Origin of the sequence: Microbispora oryzae (genome assembly GCF_017896165.1) — a bacterium.
Lineage (GTDB): Bacteria > Actinomycetota > Actinomycetes > Streptosporangiales > Streptosporangiaceae > Microbispora > Microbispora oryzae.
The window spans coordinates 269,688-291,058 of record NZ_JAFCNB010000006.1 but is presented as its reverse complement, the minus strand read 5'-3'; the positions used below and the strand labels follow the sequence as shown (position 1 = coordinate 291,058).

General features: G+C 69.3%; 19 protein-coding genes, 1 tRNA gene and 1 pseudogene. 12 read left to right on the top strand and 9 right to left on the bottom strand.

Translation table 11 applies throughout. The features are described 5' to 3' along the window. The first annotated feature begins 17 nt into the window (after window positions 1-17). The 3 genes from rlmB to JOL79_RS14165 all read left to right on the top strand — a co-directional run bounded on the left by rlmB (window position 18) and on the right by JOL79_RS14165 (window position 2,700). Complete coding sequence (rlmB, locus tag JOL79_RS14175; RefSeq protein WP_210156239.1) at window positions 18-974, top strand: 23S rRNA (guanosine(2251)-2'-O)-methyltransferase RlmB; 957 nt, start codon at window positions 18-20, stop codon at window positions 972-974. Window positions 975-1,022: 48 nt separating this feature from the next. Further along, window positions 1,023-1,098 (top strand) — tRNA-Thr (locus JOL79_RS14170). Between the two features lie 327 nt (window positions 1,099-1,425). Beyond that, window positions 1,426-2,700, top strand: a complete 1,275-nt coding sequence (locus JOL79_RS14165; protein ID WP_210156238.1) for a serine hydrolase domain-containing protein — start codon at window positions 1,426-1,428, stop codon at window positions 2,698-2,700. Window positions 2,701-2,711: 11 nt separating this feature from the next. On the opposite strand, the pseudogene JOL79_RS14160 reads toward JOL79_RS14165, so the two are convergent. Next, window positions 2,712-2,921 (bottom strand): annotated as a pseudogene (locus JOL79_RS14160) (alpha/beta hydrolase); the annotation flags it as partial. Between the two features lie 68 nt (window positions 2,922-2,989). On the opposite strand from JOL79_RS14160, the gene JOL79_RS14155 reads away from it, so the two are divergent. Next, window positions 2,990-3,739 (top strand): nuclear transport factor 2 family protein, encoded by a 750-nt coding sequence (locus JOL79_RS14155; protein WP_210156237.1) that lies wholly within the window; start codon window positions 2,990-2,992, stop codon window positions 3,737-3,739. Window positions 3,740-3,975: 236 nt separating this feature from the next. On the opposite strand, the gene JOL79_RS14150 is transcribed toward JOL79_RS14155, so the two are convergent. Beyond that, window positions 3,976-4,329, bottom strand: a complete 354-nt coding sequence (locus JOL79_RS14150; protein WP_210156236.1) for a hypothetical protein — start codon at window positions 4,327-4,329, stop codon at window positions 3,976-3,978. 521 nt (window positions 4,330-4,850) lie between these two features. Between JOL79_RS14150 and JOL79_RS14145 the strand changes: the two genes are divergently transcribed. From JOL79_RS14145 to lgt, 8 genes are all read left to right on the top strand, one after another. After that, entirely contained in the window at window positions 4,851-5,672 is an 822-nt protein-coding gene (locus JOL79_RS14145) for a 5'-nucleotidase C-terminal domain-containing protein (protein WP_210156235.1), read from the top strand. 136 nt (window positions 5,673-5,808) lie between these two features. Further along, on the top strand, window positions 5,809-6,336 hold the full coding sequence (locus JOL79_RS14140) for a PadR family transcriptional regulator (RefSeq protein ID WP_210156234.1): 528 nt from the start codon (window positions 5,809-5,811) through the stop codon (window positions 6,334-6,336). Next, on the top strand, window positions 6,333-7,106 hold the full coding sequence (locus JOL79_RS14135) for an ABC transporter ATP-binding protein (protein ID WP_210156233.1): 774 nt from the start codon (window positions 6,333-6,335) through the stop codon (window positions 7,104-7,106). Before JOL79_RS14140 ends, JOL79_RS14135 begins: the two co-directional genes overlap by 4 nt. Next, window positions 7,103-9,319, top strand: a complete 2,217-nt coding sequence (locus JOL79_RS14130; RefSeq protein ID WP_210156232.1) for an FtsX-like permease family protein — start codon at window positions 7,103-7,105, stop codon at window positions 9,317-9,319. Before JOL79_RS14135 ends, JOL79_RS14130 begins: the two co-directional genes overlap by 4 nt. An 8-nt stretch (window positions 9,320-9,327) precedes the next feature. Further along, on the top strand, window positions 9,328-11,661 hold the full coding sequence (locus tag JOL79_RS14125) for a penicillin acylase family protein (RefSeq protein WP_210156231.1): 2,334 nt from the start codon (window positions 9,328-9,330) through the stop codon (window positions 11,659-11,661). A gap of 127 nt (window positions 11,662-11,788) precedes the next feature. Further along, window positions 11,789-12,127 carry a YciI family protein gene (locus JOL79_RS14120; protein WP_210156230.1) on the top strand — a complete coding sequence of 113 codons (339 nt, stop codon included), beginning with the start codon at window positions 11,789-11,791 and terminating at the stop codon, window positions 12,125-12,127. 32 nt (window positions 12,128-12,159) lie between these two features. Next, window positions 12,160-13,401 carry an RNA polymerase sigma factor gene (locus JOL79_RS14115; RefSeq protein WP_307848520.1) on the top strand — a complete coding sequence of 414 codons (1,242 nt, stop codon included), beginning with the start codon at window positions 12,160-12,162 and terminating at the stop codon, window positions 13,399-13,401. 116 nt (window positions 13,402-13,517) lie between these two features. Further along, window positions 13,518-14,372, top strand: coding sequence for a prolipoprotein diacylglyceryl transferase (lgt, locus tag JOL79_RS14110; protein WP_210156228.1), 855 nt, complete (start codon window positions 13,518-13,520; stop codon window positions 14,370-14,372). A 23-nt stretch (window positions 14,373-14,395) separates the two neighbouring features. Here lgt and JOL79_RS14105 read toward each other — a convergent pair whose 3' ends face one another. From JOL79_RS14105 to JOL79_RS14075, 7 genes are all read right to left on the bottom strand, one after another. Further along, window positions 14,396-14,899 carry a DUF1707 SHOCT-like domain-containing protein gene (locus JOL79_RS14105; protein ID WP_307848519.1) on the bottom strand — a complete coding sequence of 168 codons (504 nt, stop codon included), beginning with the start codon at window positions 14,897-14,899 and terminating at the stop codon, window positions 14,396-14,398. A gap of 5 nt (window positions 14,900-14,904) precedes the next feature. After that, the gene (locus tag JOL79_RS14100; RefSeq protein ID WP_210156226.1) at window positions 14,905-15,708 is read right to left on the bottom strand and encodes an ABC transporter permease; all 804 of its coding nucleotides are present in this window, start codon (window positions 15,706-15,708) and stop codon (window positions 14,905-14,907) included. Then, the gene (locus tag JOL79_RS14095; RefSeq protein WP_210156225.1) at window positions 15,705-16,670 is read right to left on the bottom strand and encodes an ATP-binding cassette domain-containing protein; all 966 of its coding nucleotides are present in this window, start codon (window positions 16,668-16,670) and stop codon (window positions 15,705-15,707) included. The genes JOL79_RS14100 and JOL79_RS14095 overlap by 4 nt, the downstream gene beginning before the upstream one ends. Before the next feature lie 18 nt (window positions 16,671-16,688). Next, entirely contained in the window at window positions 16,689-17,597 is a 909-nt protein-coding gene (locus tag JOL79_RS14090) for a DUF4097 family beta strand repeat-containing protein (protein ID WP_210156224.1), read from the bottom strand. 32 nt (window positions 17,598-17,629) lie between these two features. Continuing rightward, on the bottom strand, window positions 17,630-18,163 hold the full coding sequence (locus JOL79_RS14085; RefSeq protein WP_210156223.1) for a toxin-antitoxin system HicB family antitoxin: 534 nt from the start codon (window positions 18,161-18,163) through the stop codon (window positions 17,630-17,632). Between the two features lie 160 nt (window positions 18,164-18,323). After that, complete coding sequence (locus JOL79_RS14080; protein ID WP_210156222.1) at window positions 18,324-20,288, bottom strand: potassium transporter Kup; 1,965 nt, start codon at window positions 20,286-20,288, stop codon at window positions 18,324-18,326. A gap of 161 nt (window positions 20,289-20,449) precedes the next feature. Next, a complete protein-coding gene (locus JOL79_RS14075; protein ID WP_210156221.1) occupies window positions 20,450-21,316 on the bottom strand; it encodes an AraC family transcriptional regulator in 867 nt (288 codons plus the stop codon). Window positions 21,317-21,371 lie beyond the last annotated feature (55 nt).

The following is a 21,371-nucleotide window of genomic DNA, read 5'->3' as shown; positions in this document are numbered from 1 at the left end:
GCCGTACCCTAGAGACCATGGCGGGTAGGGCTTCAGGGAAGCCGTCGAAGAAGCAGGGCCCCACTAAGGGGACGGGTGGCAAGGTCAGGCGTTCCCTGGAGGGCAAGGGAGCGACGCCACCGGCGCACATGCGGCACTGGTACAAGGACAAGGCCCGCGCCGAACGCATCGAGCGGGAGGCCGCCGGTGCGCCCCGATCGGCGCGTCCCGCCGTGCGCACCCGGAAGGACGACGCCCCCGAGGTGATCGGCGGGCGTAACCCGGTGCTGGAGGCGCTGCGCGCGGGGGTCCCGGCCAACGCGCTGTACATTGCCCAGCGGATCGACAACGACGACCGGGTCAAGGAGTCCATCAAGATCGCGGCCGACCGGGGCATCGCCCTGCTGGAGGTCAGCCGCGAACGGCTCGACCGGCTCACCGAGAGCACGGTGCACCAGGGCATCGGGCTGCAGATCCCGCCGTACGAGTACGCCCACCCTGATCAGCTCGTCGAGCGGGCACGTGACGCCGCCGAAGTGCCGCTGATCGTCGCGCTGGACAGCGTGACCGACCCGCGCAACCTGGGCGCCATCGCGCGCTCGGCGACCGCGTTCGGCGCTCACGGGCTCCTCGTGCCGTCCCGCAGGTCCGCCGGGGTCACCGCCGGGGCCTGGAAGACCTCCGCCGGGACGCTGGCCAACCTTCCGGTGGCACGCGCGTCGAACCTCACCCAGACGCTCCAGGCGTACCGCGAGCAGGGCCTGTTCGTGGTCGGGCTCGACGGCGCCGCGAGCGTCGACGTGGCCGACGTCGACCTCGCGACGGAGCCGCTCGTCGTGGTCGTCGGCTCCGAGGGAAAGGGGCTGTCGCGCCTGGTCCGGGAGTCGTGCGATCAGGTCGCGCGGATCCCCATGAACGCCGCCGCCGAGTCGCTGAACGCGGGTGTGGCCGCCGGAATCGCCCTCTACGAGGTGGCTCGTCACCGCCGTCGGTGATTCCGCCGTGACGGCTCGGCCTCCGGCCCACTAAACTCGTCGGAGCAGGCCGCCTTAGCTCAATCGGCAGAGCATCTGTCTTGTAAACAGAAGGTCTGGGGTTCGATTCCCCAAGGCGGCTCCAAGGTCAAAGGCCCCTTGCGATCATCGCAGGGGGCCTTTTGTATCTCCGTACAGCAGCGGAATACAGCAAGGTCCTCTGGCACCCACGGCGGTACACGCGACCTACGACGCCAACCCCACACGCTTCCGCCGCCAGCCCACTCCGCCACAACTTCCCACCGCAGTGTGGATCAACGAGCCGTCCAAGGAGATAGAGAACTCCTTGCCAGATCAAGCAGCCTGACTTGTCTCACGGAGTTTGACAGGCACCGACGCGGATGTCACATCCAAGCGCGATCTTCACTCTTGTAGTCATCCATGGTCATCCAACAGAGATGGGGATCGAGTAATGCTGACTCGCAGGGACTCGCTACGCCTGCTCGCGGGCGCCGTCGTGGGAGCCGCCGCACTGCCCGCCCGCCCGGCGGCCGCCGCGAATCGCGTCTGGACGGTCACCGGCCAGAGTTCGTCGTCGCTGCAGCCCTTCGACGACAAGCTGAAGAGCTACATGCAGGCGCGCAACATCCCGTACGGATCGCTGGCCGTGCTCCGGCAGGGCAAGCTGGTATTGGCGCGGGGATACAACTGGACGACGGACACATTCCAGGCCCAGCCGACGTCGCTGTTCCGCCTGGCCAGCCTCAGCAAGCCGGTCACCGCCACCGCCATCATGAAGCTTGTCCAGGACGGCAGGCTCAGCCTGTCGGCCAAGGTGGCGCCGATGCTGGGGCTCAGCACGGCCGCCGACTCCCGTCTCGGTGAGGTCACTGTGCTGAACCTGCTGCAGCACCGGGGCGGCTGGAAGGTCTGGACCCCGGAGACGCCCGACGCCCTGCCCGACCCGATGTTCTCGGACTTCGACATCGCGAGAACGCTCGGTCTGCCGCTGCCTGTGACGCAGGCGGACATCATGGACTACACCTCGAGGCGCACGCTCGACTTCTACCCGGGGAGCGAGTTCGCCTACTCGAACTACGGCTACCTGGTGCTCGGCAAGGTCATCGAGAAGGTCACCGGTCTCCCGTACGCGACATATGTCCAGCAGTCCGTGCTCTCCCCGATGAAGATCACCCGGATGGTGCAGGGTCGCACGGCGCAGAGCCTGCGGCGGTCCTCGGAGGTTCCCTACTACTCGCAGTACAGCGGGACGACCGTGCTGTACAACACCGACCCAACGACGCCGCCGGTGCCGGCGCCGTACGGGGTGTTCAACCTCGAGAACATGGCCGCGCACGGCGCATGGCTCTCCACGGCCGTCGACATGGCGAAGTTCACCACGATCTTCGACGCTCCCGGCCTGCTCACCTCGCCGAGCCTCGACGCGATGTTCGCCCCGCCCTCCAACTACAACCAGACCGACCCCTCGTGGTACGGCATGGGCTGGTCGGTCCGCCCCGTCAACGGCAGCCGCAGCACCTGGCACAACGGGTCGATCGCCGGTACCACCACGCTCATGGTCCGGCGGTGGGACGGCCTGAGCTGGGTGGTGCTGTTCGACCAGCGCGACGACCCCTCGGGCCTGGAGTACGACAACGAGATCGACAACCTGATGCACCAGGCCGCCGACAGCGTCGGCCCCGACTCCTGGCCGTCGACGAACCTGTTCCCGTCCTACGGCCTGTGACCCCTGCCTGATCAGCCGCAGCACGTGCCCTTGGGCGGGACCGTCCCCTCCAGCAGGTACGCGTTGACCTTGTCGTCAATGCACGCGTTCTGACCGTAGGCGCCGTGCCCCTCGCCGTTCAGTGGGAGCGGCACCCCGGTGCGCAGCTGGGCGGCGAGGCGCGGCGCCCACTTGTACGGCGTGGCCGGGTCGTTGGTTGTGCCGACCACGACGATGGGGTCGGAGCCGCCGGCGCCGACGTGCCCGGCGCGGGCGTCTCCCTTTCACAGACCGGGCGATTGGGAGTTGTATGACTCAGTACGACACCACCTCGCAGCGTCGCCAGTCCAGCGGCCAGGTCGACCCTGACACCGTGGCCCAGGTAGCGAAGGCGAGCACCTCGGCCGCCGCCGAGCAGACCACGGAGCCGCCGCAGCCGTCCCCTTCCCCAACGCAGCCGCGGACCCGCGCCGGTGTCCGCATGGCTGCCCAGAAGGCGTTCGACCTGTACAGCTCCGGCCAGTACGGCCGATTCAGGGACCGCTGGTCGAGCGGCGCCCAAGAGCTCGTCTCGCGGCGCGATTACATGCGCCGGTTCAAGGAGTGCTTGTCGCCGGTATCCGGGCTGCGGTTCGAGATCACGGACGTCGCCGTCTCTGGGGATACCGCGAAGGTGACGGCCTCTCGAAGCGTCGCAACGTTCATCTTCGATTTCGCATACCAACGCGGGGCGTGGCGGTATGTGCCCTTCAGAATCACCTTCATCACCTGCCATACTTTGCCTGAGGGGACACGGATGATCGAGGAAGATGTGCTCAGGACCAAGCCCAAATGGGTGCGGTACCTCTGCTTGATGCTTGTTTCGAGCTTGATATTGACGCTCGTGGCCGGGTTCTATCCGGCCAATCGCAACAGCTCCGAAAACGTGAAGCAGTCGATCATCACGCCGGCCAAGGAAGTCGATGCGTCGAGCGTAGTCATCGAAAAAGACCAGACCATCGATATCGAAACCTTCAGCCAGCTGGCCGAGCAGCTTCGGAACGCCGGCCTTGACCACTGACGCCGCGCCGGTATGGCTCCAGCGCAGAGGCCCCCGCCCATGATCGGGAGGGGCCTCTGGCGTCGGTGACCCGCGGCACGGCTTGCGGCGCCTGACGCATGACGTCGTCGACGGCTTTCGAAGACTTCGGCAACTCCGGCGGCCTCGTCGCACGCCGTCTGGAAGTGACAAGCAGAGCCCCGCCGACGCGGGTTGGCGTCGGCGGGGCCCAGGAAATTCAAAGCGATCAAGCTGAATCAGGTCCAGCTCGAGCACCAGGTTATGGTGTTGTCCCACCGGCTCACGCAGACGCGGATTCGCCAGACGTCCTTACCCAGGTTTGCGGTGTTGGACTGGCCCGTATTGGCCCAAACGGCACCGGTGGAGCCGTCGTAGTACTGGTATTCGGTCCTGGCCGAAGAATTGTCCCACCCAGCCCAGATCCAGACCCAGCTCGCCGCACCGTTACCCGGGTTGTTGTCGAACTGGCCCGAGGCTCCGGCGTAGTTGAGAGTCGTCCCGGCCGAAGCGGGCTGTGCGACGATACTCACACCTGCCGCGGCCACTGCCGTCGCGACGACGGCCGATCTGGCGAAGCTCTTCAGTCCCATTTCGCGTACTCGCCTTTCTAGTGCGTAACGCATACCGATAGCCGGCTGCGATAACGCATTACTTCTTCAGGATCAGCATGCCGGTCTCCGGCGCCGAGTGAATCCCCTACCCGCCCCCTATGAGCGGGTGCGTCGCAGCTCTCGGTGAAAGATCCTGTGGTATGCGTCGGTGAGAGTACGGACCCGGGCGAGGGGGTGCCCGCGGCGGACGTCCCACGGACAGGTGCGGGCCGTCCGCACGCATTCGGCGCGCGGAATTGTCGGTCGGCGTGGCTAGTCTCTGCTCGTCCTTGTCGTCATCGACAGATGGGAAGAATGTGGGATTACCCAGTAGGGCTGGGCGTCGGATCGGAGGGCTGGCGGGCGTCGCGGTCCTGGCGTCCGGTGCTTTCGTTCCCGCCGCGCAGGCCGCACCGCAGCGATTCTTTTCCGGTACGGCTTCCGCCCCACTCGCATCGGCCGGAAACCCGGTGCAGAAACTCACCCTCTCATTCGAGCGAACCACTGCGTCGAAATGCCCGGTGACCTTCAAGGTCTACGGGACCTTCGAAGGGCTCCCTCCGGGCCTGCAACTCATCCAATACCGCATCGTCGGCACCGAGCAATGGAAGAGCCTCAAATCCCCCACCAAGCACAACGGCAGTTTCACCGCCCTGCTCGCGACGCTCGACTGGGAATGGGACGTCGAGACATCGACATCAGGTCAGACGTCGGTCCAAATCGAGCTCAGGCAGCCCGACGGTCTCAGGTCCAACACGATCTACTACTTCGAGTGCGGCATGGCCGACGCGGACGACACGTTCGGCGAGACCTCCGAGCCCATCGTTCGGACGCCGAGCGGCGGCCCGTTGGCCGAACTGGTCGCCGATGCCAACCTCGACGCGGTGCAGGCCCGGTCGGGCGCGGAGGCCGCCCTGGTCAGCAGATACGGATTCCACCTCGATCTCGACGCGGGCCCGGTCACCTACGAGGAGGTGTTCGCCACGCTGCCGGCCGGGTTCGCGGTGGACGTGTGGGCGATCACCGGCGCCGCGCTGAAGTCCGTCCTCGCCTACCCGAATGCGCAGGGCTGGGTGCTCACGCCGTCGTCCTCGCTCCGCTACACCTTGGAGGGCGGCGCTGTCACCGAGATGACGTTGAACGGCGTTCCGGTGGCCGACGACCAGGTCATCAAGATCGCAGCCAACTACATCCTGGTGGGCGGCTACGAAGGTTTCTCCCGCTGGCCGGGAGTCACCAGCGTCTATCACGGTGGCCCGGACGACAGAGGGGCCCTCGCCACCTATCTGGTGAAGAACTCGCCGGTCAGCGCACCAGCCGGCGACCGGGTCACCGTCAGATGATCCTCACCTGAACGAGCTGATCGCCGGGCGGAATCCGTTCCGCCCGGCGATCGGTGAACCCGAGTTCGGCGGCGCTCCAAACGGCCTCTCCCCTATGTATACGCCGGGTATATACCTTGAGTATATAGTCACCCTTATGAGCGTCCCTCTTGCGCTGCTCGGCCTGCTGGAGCGGGAGCCGAGCCACGGCTACGACCTGAAACGCGACTACGACACCTACTTCGGCGGGGGCAGATCTCTGCCCTTCGGGCAGGTGTACTCCACGCTCGGCCGCCTGGCCAGGGACGGCAAGGTCACGGCCGGGCAGAGCGAGCCGGGTGACGGGCCGGACCGCAAGCGCTACGCCATCACCTCGCAAGGCAGGAGGGAGGTCGCGGTATGGCTGTCGGAGCCGGTCGCGCCCGAGCCCTACTTGCAGACCGTGCTCTTCACCAAGGTCGTCCTCGCGCTGATGCTGGGACGTGACGCGGCCGCCTACCTCGACATGCAGCGTGCCACGCACATGCGGCGCATGCGGGAGCTCGCCGAAATCAAGCGCGGCGGGTCCCTGGTCGACGCGCTGCTGGCCGACCACGGCATGTTCTATCTGGAGGCCGACCTGCGCTGGATCGACCTCACCCAGGCGCGGCTCGGCGCGCTGGCCACCATGGTGCGTGCGTCGTGATCATCGAGGCGCGGAAGATCAGCCGTTCCTACGGGCGCACTCCCGCGCTGCGGGACGCCAGCCTGTCGGTGACCGCCGGCGAGATCCTGGCCGTGATGGGCCCGAGCGGTTCGGGAAAGTCGACGCTGCTGCACTGCCTCGCCGGGATCTTCACGCCCGACAGCGGAGAGGTGTGGTTCGACGGGCGGCGGCTGGACACGATGGGCGACGATCCGCGCACACGGCTGCGCCGCACCGCCTTCGGCTTCGTCTTCCAGTTCGGGCAGTTGGTGCCGGAGCTGACCGTGACCGACAACGTCGCCCTGCCGCTGCTGCTCGGCCGGACCAAGCGCAAGGACGCCTACAAGCAGGCGGCGGGCTGGCTGGAGCGGCTGGGGCTGGCGGAGGTGGGCGGCAGGCGTACCGGGGAGCTGTCCGGCGGCCAGGCGCAGCGGGTGGCGATCGCCAGGGCGCTGGTGACGGGGCCCCGGGTGCTGTTCGCCGACGAGCCGACCGGCTCGCTCGACTCGCTCACCGGCGAGCAGGTGATGGAGCTCCTGGTGGGCCTGGCCCGCGAGGAGGGCACGACCGTGATCGTGGTGACCCACGACGCCCGCGTCGCCGCCTGCGCCGACCGGGAGGTCATGGTCTGTGACGGCCGCCTCACCGACCCCTACGGAGTCCCAGACTCCCACGTGACCTACGCCATCGACGACGACCACGCCGCCGGCTCTTACGCCGTCCGGGACGTCCACGTCACCGGTTCACACGCCGACAAGGGCGTTCGGTGATCGCGCTGGGCCTGCGGCTGTCGCTGCGCAGCGGCAGGGAGGCGGTGGCCCGGCTGGCTCTGATCGTCGCCGGTGTGGCGATCGGCGTCGCGGTGCTGCTGGCGACGCTCTCGCTCTTCAACGCCTTCCAGGCCACCAACGACCGCGTCTGCTGGGAGTGCACCATCGGCGCGGCGCCCAACGGCTGGGCGCTGGACGCCGCCAACGACGGCGCGCTGTGGAACTACCACGAGGACTACTACGCGGGCCAGACGATCGAACGGCTGGACGCCGCCGCTCTCGGCGATCGAGCGCCCGTCATCCCCGGCCTGTCCGGTATGCCCGGTCCCGGCCAGTACTACGTCTCCCCAGCACTGGCCCGGCTGCTGGACTCGGTGCCGCGCGAGCAGCTCGCCGGCCGCTTCCCCGGCACACGAGCCGGGCTGATCGGCCAGGCGGCGCTGTCCGGGCCGGACGAGCTGGCCGTCGTCGTGGGGCGAACGCCCCAGCAGGTGGCCGCCATGACCGGCACCAGGCAGGTCGACACGGTCGCCGCCGTGCCCGCCATCGATGACGACACGGCCTTCTACCAGCTCGGGTTCGGCGTCGCCGCCGTCGGGCTGGTCGTCCCGCTGCTGGTGCTCGTCGGCACCGCCACCCGGCTCGCCGCCGCGCGTCGCGAGGCGCGTTTCGCCGCGATCCGGCTGGTGGGCGCCACGTCCCGGCAGGTCAACGTGCTGGCCGCGGTGGACGCCGCGCTGGGCGCGCTGCTCGGCGCGCTGGCCGGCATCGCGCTCTTCCACCTCGCGCGGCCGTTCCTGACCGACGTGCGGATCACCGGTTCGCGCTTCTTCCCCGAGCTGGTCGCCCCGAGCCCATGGCAGTACGGAGCGGTGGTCGCCTGCGTGCCGGTGGCCGCGGCCTGTGCAGCCCTGTGGTCGCTGCGCAGGGTGCGGATCTCGCCGCTCGGCACGGCCAGGAAGGCCGCCGCGCCTCCGCCGCGGGCGTGGCGGTTGCTCCCGCTGCTGGCCGGGCTGGGGCTGTTCGCCGGCCCGGTGTTCTGGAACGGCAAGGAGCCACATGCCCTGCTGGCCGACATCGGGCTCACACTGATCATGGTCGGTCTCATGCTGGCCGGGCCCTGGCTGACGATGCTGGCGGCACATCTCGCCGCCTGGCGGACCGGGGGCGCGGCGACGCTGCTGGCCGCGCAACGGCTGGCCGCGGACCCGAAGGCCGCGTTCCGTTCCGTCAGCGGGCTCGTGCTTGCGGTGTTCATCGGGACGGCGATAGCGGGGATCGTCCCGGCGGTGGTCTCCGGCCAGAAGGCCGTGGCCGGCGGCGTTCTGAACGACGTGCTGCGCGTCCCGCTCACCAAGCCCGGCATACCGGGGCTTTCGCCGCAGGCGGGGGCGGACCTGCTCGCCCGGCTGAACGCCTACCCGGGCGCTGTCGTGCTGCCGATCTACGACAACCCTGACGCTCCGGATGTCTTCGTGCGCGAGAACGGCCCGCCGCCCCCGCTGACCATCGTGACGTGCGCGAGCCTGACCCGCTTCCCCGTACTCGGGCGGTGCCCCGCGGGCGCGCAGGCCGTGACCGGCGACTACCAGCGCCTGGTCAGCGCCGACAACCCGCTCACCATCGACAAGATCCTCCCCCTCGCCGGCCCCGCCAGTCAGCCCGCCCTCGCTGCGGGGCTCACCCTGCATTCCGTCCTGGTCACGACGGAGGACACCGCCACGCTGGAGCGGCTCCGTACGGTGCTGGCGGGGTACGCCGTGGACGCGCCGATGACCTTCGCCGAGGTCGCCCAGGTCCGGGCGGACGTGTACGGGATGGCGGAGAACGTCGCGCTGGCCATGGTCGCGGTGACCCTGGTCGCCGGAGGCTGCAGCCTCATGGTGGCGGTCGCAGGAGGGCTGATCGAGCGCAGGCAGTCGTTCACCTTGCTGCGACTGGCCGGCACGCACGCCCGCACCCTCATCAGGGTCGTGCTGCTGGAGTCGGCGCTGCCGCTCGTGCTGGCCGCGGTGATCGCCGCCGGCGCCGGCTTCGGCGTGGCGGAGCCGTTCGTCGATCACCTCGCGATGAAGCACACCTCGATGGCGATGCCGGGGCCCGTCTACTTCTCGACCGTCGGCGGCGGCCTCGCCGCCTCCCTGCTGGTCATCCTCTCGGTCCTCCCCCTGCTCAGGCGCATGACCGCGCCGGACAACGCGCGTTTCGAATAGGAGTCCAGATGAAACTCAGACCGCGGCTCGCCGTGGTGCTCGCGTTGGTCCTGAGCGTTAGCGCCGTGGTGGGGGTGCGCACGTCCGCGCCGTCGATGGCGAGCGACGGCCGCTATTCCGCCGAGATCCGGCGCACCGAGTTCGGCATCCCGCACGTGTCCGCCAAGGACTACGGCGGCCTCGGGTTCGGGTACGGATACGCCTTCGCACAGGACAACCTGTGCGTGCTCGCGTCGTGGGCAGTGACGTTACGGGGGGAGCGTTCCCGCTACTTCGGTGCCAAGGCGATGTCGGACGACTCGACGAGACCGGTCCGAAACCTCGTCAGCGACGTGTACTACAAGAGCGTCGCGGAGTCCGGCGTCGTGCCGCGGCTGCTGGCTCAGCCGGCGCCGCTGGGCCCGAGCGCCGACCTCCGCCGGATGGTCGACGGCTACGTCGCCGGATACAACCGCTACCTGGCGGAGACCGGGGTGGCGAACCTGCCCGACCCCACCTGCCGGGGCAAGGCGTGGGTGACCCCCATCACGGCCACCGACATCTGGAACAACATCCTCGACACCGACCGCATGTCCGGGATCACCCAGCTCAAGGACGTCCTCGTCGGGGGCGGCGAGAACGGCGGCGATGGGCCGGCGGCACCGGTCACGAGGTCCGCCCCGGGCAGCAACGGCTGGGCCCTGGGGAAGGACGCGACCCGAGCCGGCGACGGCATGCTCCTGGCCGACCCGCACTTCCCATGGAACGGGATCCGCCGCTTCTACCAGGTGCAGCTGACCATCCCCGGCGTGCTCGACGTCTCCGGCGCCAGCCTGTACGGCACGCCGGTCGTCGAGATCGGCCACACCGCGGGCGTCGCCTGGACCCACACGGTCTCCCACGCGCAGCGTTTCACCCTGTACCGGCTCCAGCTCGTCCCCGGCGACCCCACCAGCTACCTGGTGGACGGCAGGGCTGAGCCGATGGGCCGCCAGGAGATCGAGGTCGTCCAGCAGGACGGCTCTCTCTTCCGCGACGTGCTCTACACCTCGCGGTATGGGCCGGTGCTCGCCGCGGCGCGGAGCGACGAGGTCGCGTACGCGATCGCCGACGTCAACGCCGCCAACCTGCGCGCGGCCGACGAGTGGCTGGCGATGGGCAGGGCGCGGAACCTCACCCAGCTGCGTGCCGCCCAGGACACCTACCAGGGCCTGCCGTTCATCTACACGCTCGCCACCGACGCGAGCGGGACCGTCTACTTCTCCGACGCCTCGCTTGTCCCGCACGTCACCGACGCCCAGGCGGGCCGCTGTGCCAAGCCCTCACCCGATCCGTCGCTGGACGCCCTCGTGCTGGACGGCTCGACTTCCAGGTGTCTGTGGGGCAAGGACCCCGACGCCGTCGTGCCCGGCGTCTTCGGCCCGGCGAGCCAGCCGAAGCTGATCCGCACCGACTATGTGGCCAACTCCAACAACAGCCTCTGGCTGGCGAACCCGGCCGCGCCGCTGACCGGGTATCCGCGGATCTGGGGTCACACCGGCACCGAGCTGGAGCCGCGTCCCCGGGTAAGCCTCGACATGATCGCCCAGCGGCTGGCCGGTGCCGACGGGCTCGGCGCGCCCGGCTTCACGCTGGAGACGCTGCAGGCCACCAGCCGGTCCAAGCGCAACCACACCTTCGAGATCATGCGCGCGGACGTGCGGAAGATGTGCCGTGCCCACCATGAGATGACGGCGTCCGGAGGCGAACACGTGGACGTGCGCGAGGCGTGCAAGGTGCTCGCGGCCTGGGACGGGCACGCCACGCTGGACGGCCGGGGGGCCATCCTGTGGCGGGAGTTCCACGGCCGGCTCGGACGTCCCACCAAGGTGGGAGAGCCCCCGGTCAGCTGGTGGCGGGTGCCGTTCGACCCCGCGCATCCGCTCACCACGCCGAGCGGGCTCAAGCGGGACGACCCGGCGGTGTGGCGGGCGCTGGCCGACACCGTGCTGTTCTTCCAGGCCGGCCACATCCCCCTGACCCTCACCCCGGGCCAGGCTCAGCACTACTCCTCGATCCCGCTGCCCGGCTGCACCGAAGCCGAGGGCTGCTTCGACCGGGTGCGCACGGGCGGCCCGCTCGGCCCGGACGGGCGCTACCCGGACGTCAACACCGGCTCCACCTTCATGATGGCCGTGGAGATCACCCCGGACGGCCCCCGCGCCCGCACTGTCCTCACCTACTCCCTGTCCGCCAACCCGCTGTCCCCCCACCACGCCGACCAGACCCTGCTGTTCTCACGCGGCCAGTGGGTGACCGAACGCTTCAGCGACGCGGAGATCAAAGCCGACCCCCGACTCCGCGTCACCACAGTGCGCGGCTGACCTTCCGCGTGGTGATGCGATGCGCGCGCGACATTCACGTGCGAAAAAGATCTTTGAGGTGAGGTGTAGTGGAGGGGCTTTCCCGTTCGTCATCCAGCTGACGAATCCCACGAACAGGAGCAGCCCGATGAAGTATCTGATGCTGGTGTGCACCGACCCGAACTACACGCCCGGCCAAGACGACGGCGCCCCCGATGTCGAAGACTGGGTCACGGAGACCGACGGCAAGGGGATCCGGCTGATGGGCAGCCGCGTCCGGCCGGCGAGCGACGCGACCACGGTCCGCGTCCGCAACCGTGAGGTGCTGCTGACCGACGGCCCGTACGCGGAGACCAAGGACCAGATAGCCGGCTTCGACATCCTCGAGTGCGCCGACCTCGACGAGGCCATCGACGTCGCGTCCAGGCACCCGATGGCCTGGGCCGGGATGATCGAGCTGCGTCCGTTCTGGCCGGACGAGGACTAGCCGCGAGACGGATGACGCCGGTGACAGCCGACGTGCAGGACCGGATCGCCGGGATCTACGCCGAGGGGTGGAGCCGGATCGTGGCCACCATGATCCGGTCCACCGGCGGCGACTGGGATCTGGCCGAAGAGTGCGCGCAGGACGCGTTCGCGCAGGCGCTCCAGAGGTGGCCGGAATCAGGCGTGCCGGAACAGCCACTGGCGTGGCTGACCACCACGGCACGCCACCGCGCGATCGACCGGATGCGTCGCGCGTCGACCGAGGCGGCGAAGCTGCGAAAGGTGGCCGCTATGGACGTGGAGCCGCCGTCTTACCCGAGCGACAGCGAGATCCCCGACGAACGCCTGGAGCTCATGTTCACCTGCTGCCATCCGGCCCTGAGTCTCGACGCCCAGGTGGCGTTGACCCTGCGCAGCCTGGCAGGCATGAGCACCGCCGAGATCGCGCGTGCGTTCCTGGTGCCGGAACGCACCATGGGCCAGCGCCTGTTCCGCGCCAAGCAGAAGGTCGCGCACGCGGGCATCCCGTTTCGGGTGCCGCCCCCGCACCTGCTGCCGGACCGCCTTCCGGCCGTGCTTCACGTGCTCTATCTGCTGTTCAACGAGGGATACGGAGACGCGCGGAAGGCCCGGCTGTGCGAGGAGGCCATCCGTCTCGCCCGGGTGGTGACGGCGTTGATGTCCGACGAGCCGGAAGCTCAGGGCATGCTCGCGCTGATGCTGTTGCACGATGCCCGGCGGCCGGCGCGCACGGACGCCGCCGGCGACGTGGTCACCCTGGCCGAGCAGGATCGCTCGCTCTGGGATCGGACGCGGATCGCGGAGGGCGCCGAGATCTGCGAACGAGCGCTACGCCGGCGCCGCGCCGGCCCGTTCCAGCTGCAGGCGGCCATCGCCGCGTGCCATGCCACCGCGCCGGCGGCGGCCGACACGGACTGGCCACAGATCGTCGGGCTGTACACGGAGCTCGCGCGCATCGCACCGAGCCCGATCGTGGATCTCAACCGTGCCGTGGCGATCGGCATGGCCGACGGTCCCGAGGCGGCGCTGTCACTCGTCGAGGCGATCGCCGGGACCGGACAGCTCGACGACTACTACCTGTTGCACGCCACACGCGCCGACCTGCTGCGGCGCATGGGCCGCACGCGGGAGGCGGCTGACAGCTACCGCGAGGCGCTCGGCCTCGCGCCCACCGACGCCGAGCGTCGTTTTCTGCGCGACCGGCTCCGGCTCTGCCGGCCGCACGCCGGTGGCACGGATCTGTGCGGGCGCTGACAGACCGCTCAAGGCACCGCAGGTCACCGTCGAGGACGCTGCTCGATGACTTTCGCATGCTTGCGATCAGGTCACGAAGGCGGCCGAGCGGCTTCGCGTTGACTAGCCTCACCGGCATGCCCCTTGCCTCGATCCCGAGCCCTGCCGAGGGGGTCTGGTATCTCGGATTCATCCCGATCCGGGCCTATGCATTGTGCTTCATCGTCGCGATCGGCTTCGGCATCTGGCTCGGCGAGCGCCGCTGGCGCGCCCGCGGCGGCGAGAAGGGCGCGATCAGCGACATCGCGGTCCCCGGGGTGATCGCCGGCCTGATCGGCGCTCGCCTTTACCACGTCATCACCGACTGGCAGACCTACTTCGGCCCACGCGCGATCAAGGAGCCCTACCGGGCGCTGTTCGTCTGGGAGGGCGGGCTCAGCATCTGGGGCGCGGTCGCCCTGGGAGGCGTGGGCGTGTGGCTGGCCTGCCGCCGCCGCGGGCTGTCTCTGGCCGCCGTGGCCGACACGATCGCGCCCAGCATCGCGTTCGGGCAGGCGATCGCCCGCTGGGGCAACTGGTTCAACCAGGAGCTGTACGGCGGTCCGACCACGTTGCCATGGGGCCTGCACATCGACCAGGCGCACGGCGGCGAGCCCGGCGTGCTCTACCATCCGACGTTCCTGTACGAGTCGCTGTGGGACGCGGCGCTCGGTTTCGCACTGATTCTGGCCGGCCGGCGGTTCACGTTGCGCCATGGCCGCCTGTTCGCTCTCTACGTCGCCGGCTACACGTTCGGGCGGTTCTGGATCGAGGGGCTGCGAATCGACCCGGTGGGCGGAGTGGACCACGCGGTCACGCTCCTGGGACTCCGGATCAACCAGTGGACCTCGATCGTCCTGTTCATCGGCGCGCTGGTCTATCTGTGGGCGACCCGTAACCGTGATAAGGACGTCGAAGAGATCGTGGTGCCGGCCTCGCAACACGAGGCCTGACGCCGCATGAGCGTGGGGCCGCGTCACTTCCGTCGGATGGTCAGGCGGCCGTAAGGGAGCTCACCGGTGACCTGGACGTGCAGCCTGCCCGGGCTCTGGCGGCCGGGTGCCTTACAGATCACTTTGCCCCATTCGGTGCGCATTCCATCGGCGTTCGCACTCGCGCCGGCCGGCAGGATGATCGTGCCGCCGCCGTAGGCGAGCCGGAGCTCGATGTCGATCCGCGAATATGGGACGTGGGCCCGGGACAGGTCGAGCCGTACTCTGCCGTATTCGGAGTCGATGCGTAGCCGGCGCGGGACATGCCAGTCGCCCGTCCGCGTGACGCGCCCGCCGGTGGAGGCGATGTGGACCACTTGGTCCGGCAGGTCGGCGACCACCGGCTCCAGTTCGTGGGCGGAGACGGCGGTGAGCGCGCGTTCGAGCCGTCGCTCCAGCTCGGCCGGGGCGAGTAGGCCGTCCGCGTACGCCTGCTGGACCAGCTCCACCGCCCTGTCGCGCTCGCCTTCCGAGACGCGTGCCGTCACGTGACTCATCGACTGACCGCCCGCGTGTACAGCCGCGTGGCCAGCGGTACGAACACCACCAGGAGCAGGACCGACCACAGCAGAGACACCGGCACCGCGTGCCGCAGCGGCCAGGCGCCGGGCAATGGGAGGGCCGGGCTGGTGTTGCCGAACAGATCGCGTGCGGCCTGGACGAGCGTGGAGACCGGGTTCCATTCGGCTATCGGCTTCAGCGCCCCGGGCAGCCGCGTGCTGTCGACGAAGGCATTGGACAGAAAGATCAGCGGGAACGACATGATGGTGGCGATGTTGTTGAAGACCTCGGGCGTGCGCAGCGCCAGCGCGACCGTGGCCGTCACCCAGGAGAAGGCGTACGCGAACAGCAGCAGCATCACGAACCCGAGGGCGGCTTCGAACGGCGAGCTGTGGATGCGCCATCCGACGAGCAGCCCGACGAGTGCCATGGTGACGATGCTCGTCAGGTTCATAATCACGTCGCTGAAGGTCTGGCCGGTCAGCACCGCCGAGGGCGACATCGGCAGGGTACGGAAGCGGTCGAAGACGCCCTTCTGCAGGTCCTGCGTCAACGTGTAGCCGGTGATCTGGGCGCTTGAGACGATCGTCATGACGAAGATCCCGGGCAGCAGGTATTCCCCGTACGACATGCCGGGCAGGCTGATCATGCTGCCGAAGACGTAGGTGAACAGCAGCACGAACACGATCGGGAGCATGACCACGCCGCCCAACAGGTCGGGGGCTCTCCGGATCTTCAAGGCGTTGCGCTTGGTGATCGTCACACCGTCGGCGACGGCCAGCCGCAGGGTGTTCATCGGGCGGTCTCCTTGATCTTTTCGTCGGTCTCGTGTCCCGTGAGGCTCAGAAACACGTCGTCCAGGGTCGGCCGGCGCAGACCGGCGTCGCGTACGGTGATCCGTTCGTCCGCCAGCCGGCCGAGCGCCTTGGTCAGGGTGGCCGCGCCGCCGGCCACGGGGATCGTCATCCGCAGGGCCGCGCCGTCGACCCGCACGTCTCCGACCGCCAGCGGCGCCAGCGTCCGGACAGCGCTCTCCAGGTTCGCCGCGCTCGTCACCGACAGCTCGATCCGGTCGCCGCCGACCTGGTCCTTCAGCTCGTCGGCCGTGCCGAGCGCGATCACACGTCCGTGGCCGACCACCGCGATGCGGTCGGCGAGCCGGTCGGCTTCCTCCAGGTATTGAGTGGTGAGCAGCACCGTCGTGCCCCCCGCGACGAGGCCGGCGATGACCTCCCACAACCCGATCCTGGCCCGGGGGTCCAGGCCGGTCGTGGGCTCGTCGAGGAACAGCACTGGCGGCTTGGCGACCAGCGCACCGGCGAGGTCGAGCCGGCGTCGCATGCCGCCGGAGTAGCCCCGCACGGGGCGATCGGCCGCGTCGGTCAGGTCGAAGCTGTCCAGCAGCTCGCGGGCGCGCCGCCTGCTGTGCCTGGTGCCCAGGTGGTAGAGGCGGCCGACCATCTCCAGGTTCTCGGCGCCGGTGAGGTGGTCGTCCACGGCGGCGTACTGGCCGGAGGCGCCGATGTGCGCACGCAGCCGGTGGGCGTCACGGACGACGTCGAACCCGGCGACCGTGGCGCGGCCGGCGTCCGGCTTGAGCAGCGTGGTGAGGATTCGCACAGTGGTGGTCTTACCGGCGCCGTTCGGGCCGAGCAGTCCGAACACCGTCCCCTGGGGGACGGCCAGGTCCATCCCGTCGAGGGCGGTCACGTCGCCGTACTTCTTGACCAGCCCCTCGGCCACGATCGCGTCAGACATGCGAGATCTCCTTGGTTGTCAGGAACGGTGAATGACGATGTCGCCGTGGGTGGTGTGGGCCCGCACCTCGACGATCCGATCCGTCCGGCCGGGTTCGTCACCGGGTTCGAGGGAGACGTCCACGGTGCCGTACGTGGAGCTCACGTCCAGCCAGGTGGCGGTGCCCTCCCGGATGCCGAGATCCAGGCCGCCGCCGGTGGTCTCCATGACGATCGAGCCGGACATCACCTCGCCGATCCGCACGCTGGCGTACGCGGTCGTGGCGGCGACGCCGGCCAGGGCACGGTCGACGGCGATGTCGCCGTGGGCGCTGTTCAGCCGCAGTTCGCCGGTCACCTCGCGGATGCGGACGGCGCCGTGTGAAGTCGTGACCGCGGCGGTGCCGTGAATCTCGCCCATGTGGATGCTGCCGTGGGTCGTGGTCACCTCGGCGTGCCCGGACGCACGGGTGACCGAGACGTCGCCGTGGGTGCTCTTCGCCCGCAGCCGACCGGCGGACCGCTCGATCCGAATGTCGCCGTAGGAACTGGTGAGCGTCAGCTCGCCGAGCGGTCCCTCGCACAGGACGGTTCCCGCCGTCTTGACGTCGAGGCGGGAGCCGGCCGGCAGGCCGATCGTCACGTCGACCGAGCCCGGGCCGCGCAGGAGCGAACGCGCCCAGCTCGCGGGCGACTCGACGAGCTTGCCAAGCGAGAGGCCCCAGCCGGAGGCCGAGCCCGTGTACTCCTTGTCGGTCCGCACCAGGAGCCTGCCGTCGGAGTAGCCGACCTGGGTGTGCCGGGCCGCCTGGACGTCCGCGTCGTTATGTTCGTCGCTCGGGCGGACCTCGACGACGGTGTCGGCGCGGTCGCTCGCGTTGACGCGGACGGTGGCGGTCGCCATGTCGAGGACGGCCAGGATGGGGCGCGGGGTGTCGAAGGTCGGCATTCCGGTTCTCTCATCGTGGGTTGACGCGGACATCAGCGCACCCAGCCGCTGTAGCGATTACCGGTCTGCCGCGTCTGGCCTCGACCGGAGCGGCGGCCGGCGTCGCCGGGGTCGAGCGCGGCGCCGACCGCGCGGACCAGCCAGGAGTTGACCGACAGCCCCTCGCGTGCGGCCGCCTCCTCGATGCGCGGCTTGAGGTGCTCGGGGACCCGGAGCGAGATCCGGGACGTCCCGCCCTCGTCGGAGTCGGGGAACGGTGGCTGGGCGGGGGGTCTCTCGGCCTGCCCGACCTCATCCTCCTCCCGGAGCGGGCGGGGGCTCCGCGGCGGCGGCGTCACGACGAAACCGGGATCGCGCCCGCGCAGCCGCACCTCGACAGAGCCCGGTGCGAGGTCCTGGGTGATCTCGTCCGCCGCGGCGGACAGGGCCTCCAGCAGCGTGAGCCGGGTGGCCGATTCGAGCGTCACGGCGAGGCGCTCGGCCAGTGCCCGAGCTTCCTCGCCGCCCGCCCCGGCGGCCACCGCGAGCTCGCGCCGGAGGTGATCGACATAAGGCGCAAGGTCCATGACGCCATCATGACATCATAATGGCGTCATATCAATCTGATAGTGCCACCTACGTGACGTCATTCGGACGCCACGATTCGTGCTGTGTGGGGGTTAGGCGATGGCACCTGCTGGAATGACGAGCAGGGCTGGGCCGCGCCGTGATATCCCGGCCGCGCGGCTACACCTCGATGTGCGAGCCCATGATGACGGTGCGGTCGCGGGGCAGGCCGAAGTATTCGGCGGCGTCGGCGGTGATGTAGGAGGTGGCGATGAACAGGCGCTTGCGCCAGAGCGCCATTGTCGGCTCCTTGCCCCGCCGAAGCTCGATCTTCGACAGGAAGTAGGACGCCTGGTCGAGCCGCAGCCGCCCCTCGGTCGCGGCCGGGTCGAGCATCGCCAGCGCGCCGGGCACGTCCGGTGTCTCCATGTAGCCGAACCGGGCGATCACATGGATGATCCCGTCGTCGGCGTAGCCGAGGTCGTCCACGACGATGCGCCGGGCGGCCGGGACGCGGGGCACCGGCTCGGTCTCGATCGACATGATCACGACGTGCTCGTGCCGCACGTGGTTGTGCTCGACGTTGGCGCGCATGGCCAGCGGCGCGGTCTGCTTACCGCGGTTGAGGAAGACGGCGATGCCGGGGACACGTGTCGTCGCCGCCTTCCCCGTGCGTATCCGCTCGATGAACTCGCTCAGCGACCCTTCGCGTCGTCTCCGCTCCGCCGTGACGATCGCGCGGCCCCGTTGCCATGTGGTCATGACGGTGAACGCGGTGAGCCCGATCAGAAGAGGCAGCCACGCGCCGTGGACGAGCTTGGTCAGGTTGGCCGCGACGAACAGCAGGTCGACCGCCAGCAGCACGGTCGCGCCGAGGACGACGATCCACAGCGGTGTGCCCCACTTCGCGCGGGCCACGTAGAAAAACAGCAGGGTGGTGATGGTGATCGTCCCGGTCACCGCCATGCCGAAGGCGTAGGCCAGTGCCGTGGAGCTGCGGAAGGCGAAAACCAGAGTGAGGACCGAGACCATCAGCAGCCAGTTGATCCACGGGACGTAAATCTGCCCCATGGTGGACTCCGAGGTGTACGCGATCCGCAGCCTGGGCAGGTAGCCGAGCTGCGCGGCCTGGGACGCCACCGAGTACGCGCCCGTGATCACAGCCTGGGACGCGATCACGGTCGCCGCCGTGGCCAGCAGGACCATCGGCAGCCGCCCCCAGCCGGGCACGAGCAGGAAGAACGGGCTGCTGATGTTGGCCGGCTCGGCGAGGATCAGCGCTCCCTGGCCCAGGTAGCTGAGAACGCACGCGGGAAGCACGAGAATCAGCCAGGCGCGGCTGATCGACCGGCGGCCGAAGTGCCCCATGTCGGCGTACAACGCCTCGGCGCCGGTGACCGCGAGCACGATCGCGGCCAAGGCGAAGAACGCGGTGCCGAGATGTCCGGTGAGGAAGGTCACCGCGTAGGTCGGCGACAACGCCTTGAGGATCTCCGGGCGTCCGGCGATGCCGGACACTCCGCACGCCCCGATCGTCACGAACCAGACGATCATCACGGGCCCGAACATCCGGCCCACCGCCGCCGTTCCCCGGCGCTGCACCACGAACAGCACCACGATGATCACTGCGGTGATCGGTACGACCACCTCTCCGAGCGACGGCCCGAGGACTTTGATCCCCTCGACCGCCGACAGCACCGAGATCGCCGGCGTGATCATGCTGTCGCCGAAGAACAGCGAAGCCCCGAAGATGCCCAGCGCCGCCAGCACGACGGCGGCCCGCCGACCACGCTGTGCGGTCCACCGCCGCAACAGCGTGATCAGCGCCATGATGCCGCCCTCGCCGTCGTTGTCGGCGCGCATCGCCAGCAGTACGTAGGTGACCGTGACGATGATCATCACGGACCAGAACACCAGCGACACCACCCCGAACACGTTCTCCGTGCTGACCGGGACGGGATGCGGGTCGCTCGGGTTGAACACCGTCTGGAGGGTGTAGATCGGGCTGGTCCCGATGTCGCCGAACACCACGCCGAGAGCGCCGATCACCAATGCGAGCCGGACCGCGTCGTACCCGCTCGTGCCATGTGCCGTCGGCGGCCCCTGCGAGGCCCGCGACGGGGACTCGTCATCCGGCGCTGGCACGTGCTGGCGATGGGGCACGACGCTTCTCCTCCGAGAGAGCCGCTGCGCCGGACGGTGCCGGGCTCCGGCATGACCGTCGGTAGTCCCATTCACTCACATCGGTCTCTCGTCACCCGCTCCGCGGCCCGGTCACGGTGCCGGGCGTTCGGGCGCGAGCCGGTTCAGCCGGTGGTCCGCTCCACCGGGATCCACAACTCGGCGCCGGCCTCCGCCGGGTCCTCCGACAGCCGGGTGAGTGAGATCTCAGGACCCGGCCTGCTCCGGTAGGGGTTGGAGGGAAACCACTGCGTGAACACGTCGCGCCACAGGTACTGCAGCGCCTGCGGGACCGGCCCCGAGCATTCGAAAACCGCCCACGTCCCCTCGGGGACGAGCAGAGACTCCATGTCGTCCGGCGCGGCGGCGTTGGTCACCACGGCGTGGTAGTAGTCGAACTCGGTGCCCTCCTCCCGGCCGTCGGCGACGCGGTCCGCGACGTTGACGATTCCCCGCGGCTCCTGGTCGGAGAGGCTCTCCATGCGCCGTACGGTCTCCTGATCCATGCTCCGGATCAACGCCACGATCGCGGGGTTCATCCCCTCGTGCACGAGAGGAACCCGTACCTTCCTGCCGACAACCTGGAACTCCCCCTTCTCCACGATCCGATATCGCATGCTGCTGCTCCCTTCGACGATGAGGCGGAAGGACATCCGTGGCTGGGAGTAGAGGGCCGCACCGGTCCGCCTGGCCTCGCCCGGACCGACGCCGTGTACGGCGCGGAACGCGCGAGCGAACGCCTCGGCCGAGCCGTAGCCGTAACGAACGGCGACGTCGAGCAGCGTCCCCTCGCCGGCGAGCACCTGGGCGCCCGCGACGGTGAGCCGCCTGCGCCGGATGTACTCCGACAGCGGGAGGCCCGCCAGGGCGGAGAACAGCCGGCGGAAGTGGTACTCCGATGTGACGGCTATCCGCGCGAGCTCGGCGACCTCGATCTGCTGGTCGAGACGCTCTTCGATGTAGTCCATGGCGTGGTTCAGCCGCTCCAGCACCCTGCCACCTTCCTTCCGACCACCAACGCTAGGCAGCCGCGCCCCGGCGAACCCG

Coding starts and splice junctions, on each gene's coding strand:
- JOL79_RS14095 (WP_210156225.1), bottom strand. CDS start 16,670: ATGTCTGACGCGATCGTGGCCGAGGGGCTGGTCAAGAAGTACGGCGAC.
- JOL79_RS14165 (WP_210156238.1), top strand. CDS start 1,426: ATGCTGACTCGCAGGGACTCGCTACGCCTGCTCGCGGGCGCCGTCGTG.
- JOL79_RS14125 (WP_210156231.1), top strand. CDS start 9,328: ATGAAACTCAGACCGCGGCTCGCCGTGGTGCTCGCGTTGGTCCTGAGC.
- lgt (WP_210156228.1), top strand. CDS start 13,518: ATGCCCCTTGCCTCGATCCCGAGCCCTGCCGAGGGGGTCTGGTATCTC.
- JOL79_RS14155 (WP_210156237.1), top strand. CDS start 2,990: ATGACTCAGTACGACACCACCTCGCAGCGTCGCCAGTCCAGCGGCCAG.
- JOL79_RS14150 (WP_210156236.1), bottom strand. CDS start 4,329: ATGGGACTGAAGAGCTTCGCCAGATCGGCCGTCGTCGCGACGGCAGTG.
- JOL79_RS14085 (WP_210156223.1), bottom strand. CDS start 18,163: ATGGACCTTGCGCCTTATGTCGATCACCTCCGGCGCGAGCTCGCGGTG.
- JOL79_RS14120 (WP_210156230.1), top strand. CDS start 11,789: ATGAAGTATCTGATGCTGGTGTGCACCGACCCGAACTACACGCCCGGC.
- JOL79_RS14090 (WP_210156224.1), bottom strand. CDS start 17,597: ATGCCGACCTTCGACACCCCGCGCCCCATCCTGGCCGTCCTCGACATG.
- rlmB (WP_210156239.1), top strand. CDS start 18: ATGGCGGGTAGGGCTTCAGGGAAGCCGTCGAAGAAGCAGGGCCCCACT.
- JOL79_RS14100 (WP_210156226.1), bottom strand. CDS start 15,708: ATGAACACCCTGCGGCTGGCCGTCGCCGACGGTGTGACGATCACCAAG.
- JOL79_RS14140 (WP_210156234.1), top strand. CDS start 5,809: ATGAGCGTCCCTCTTGCGCTGCTCGGCCTGCTGGAGCGGGAGCCGAGC.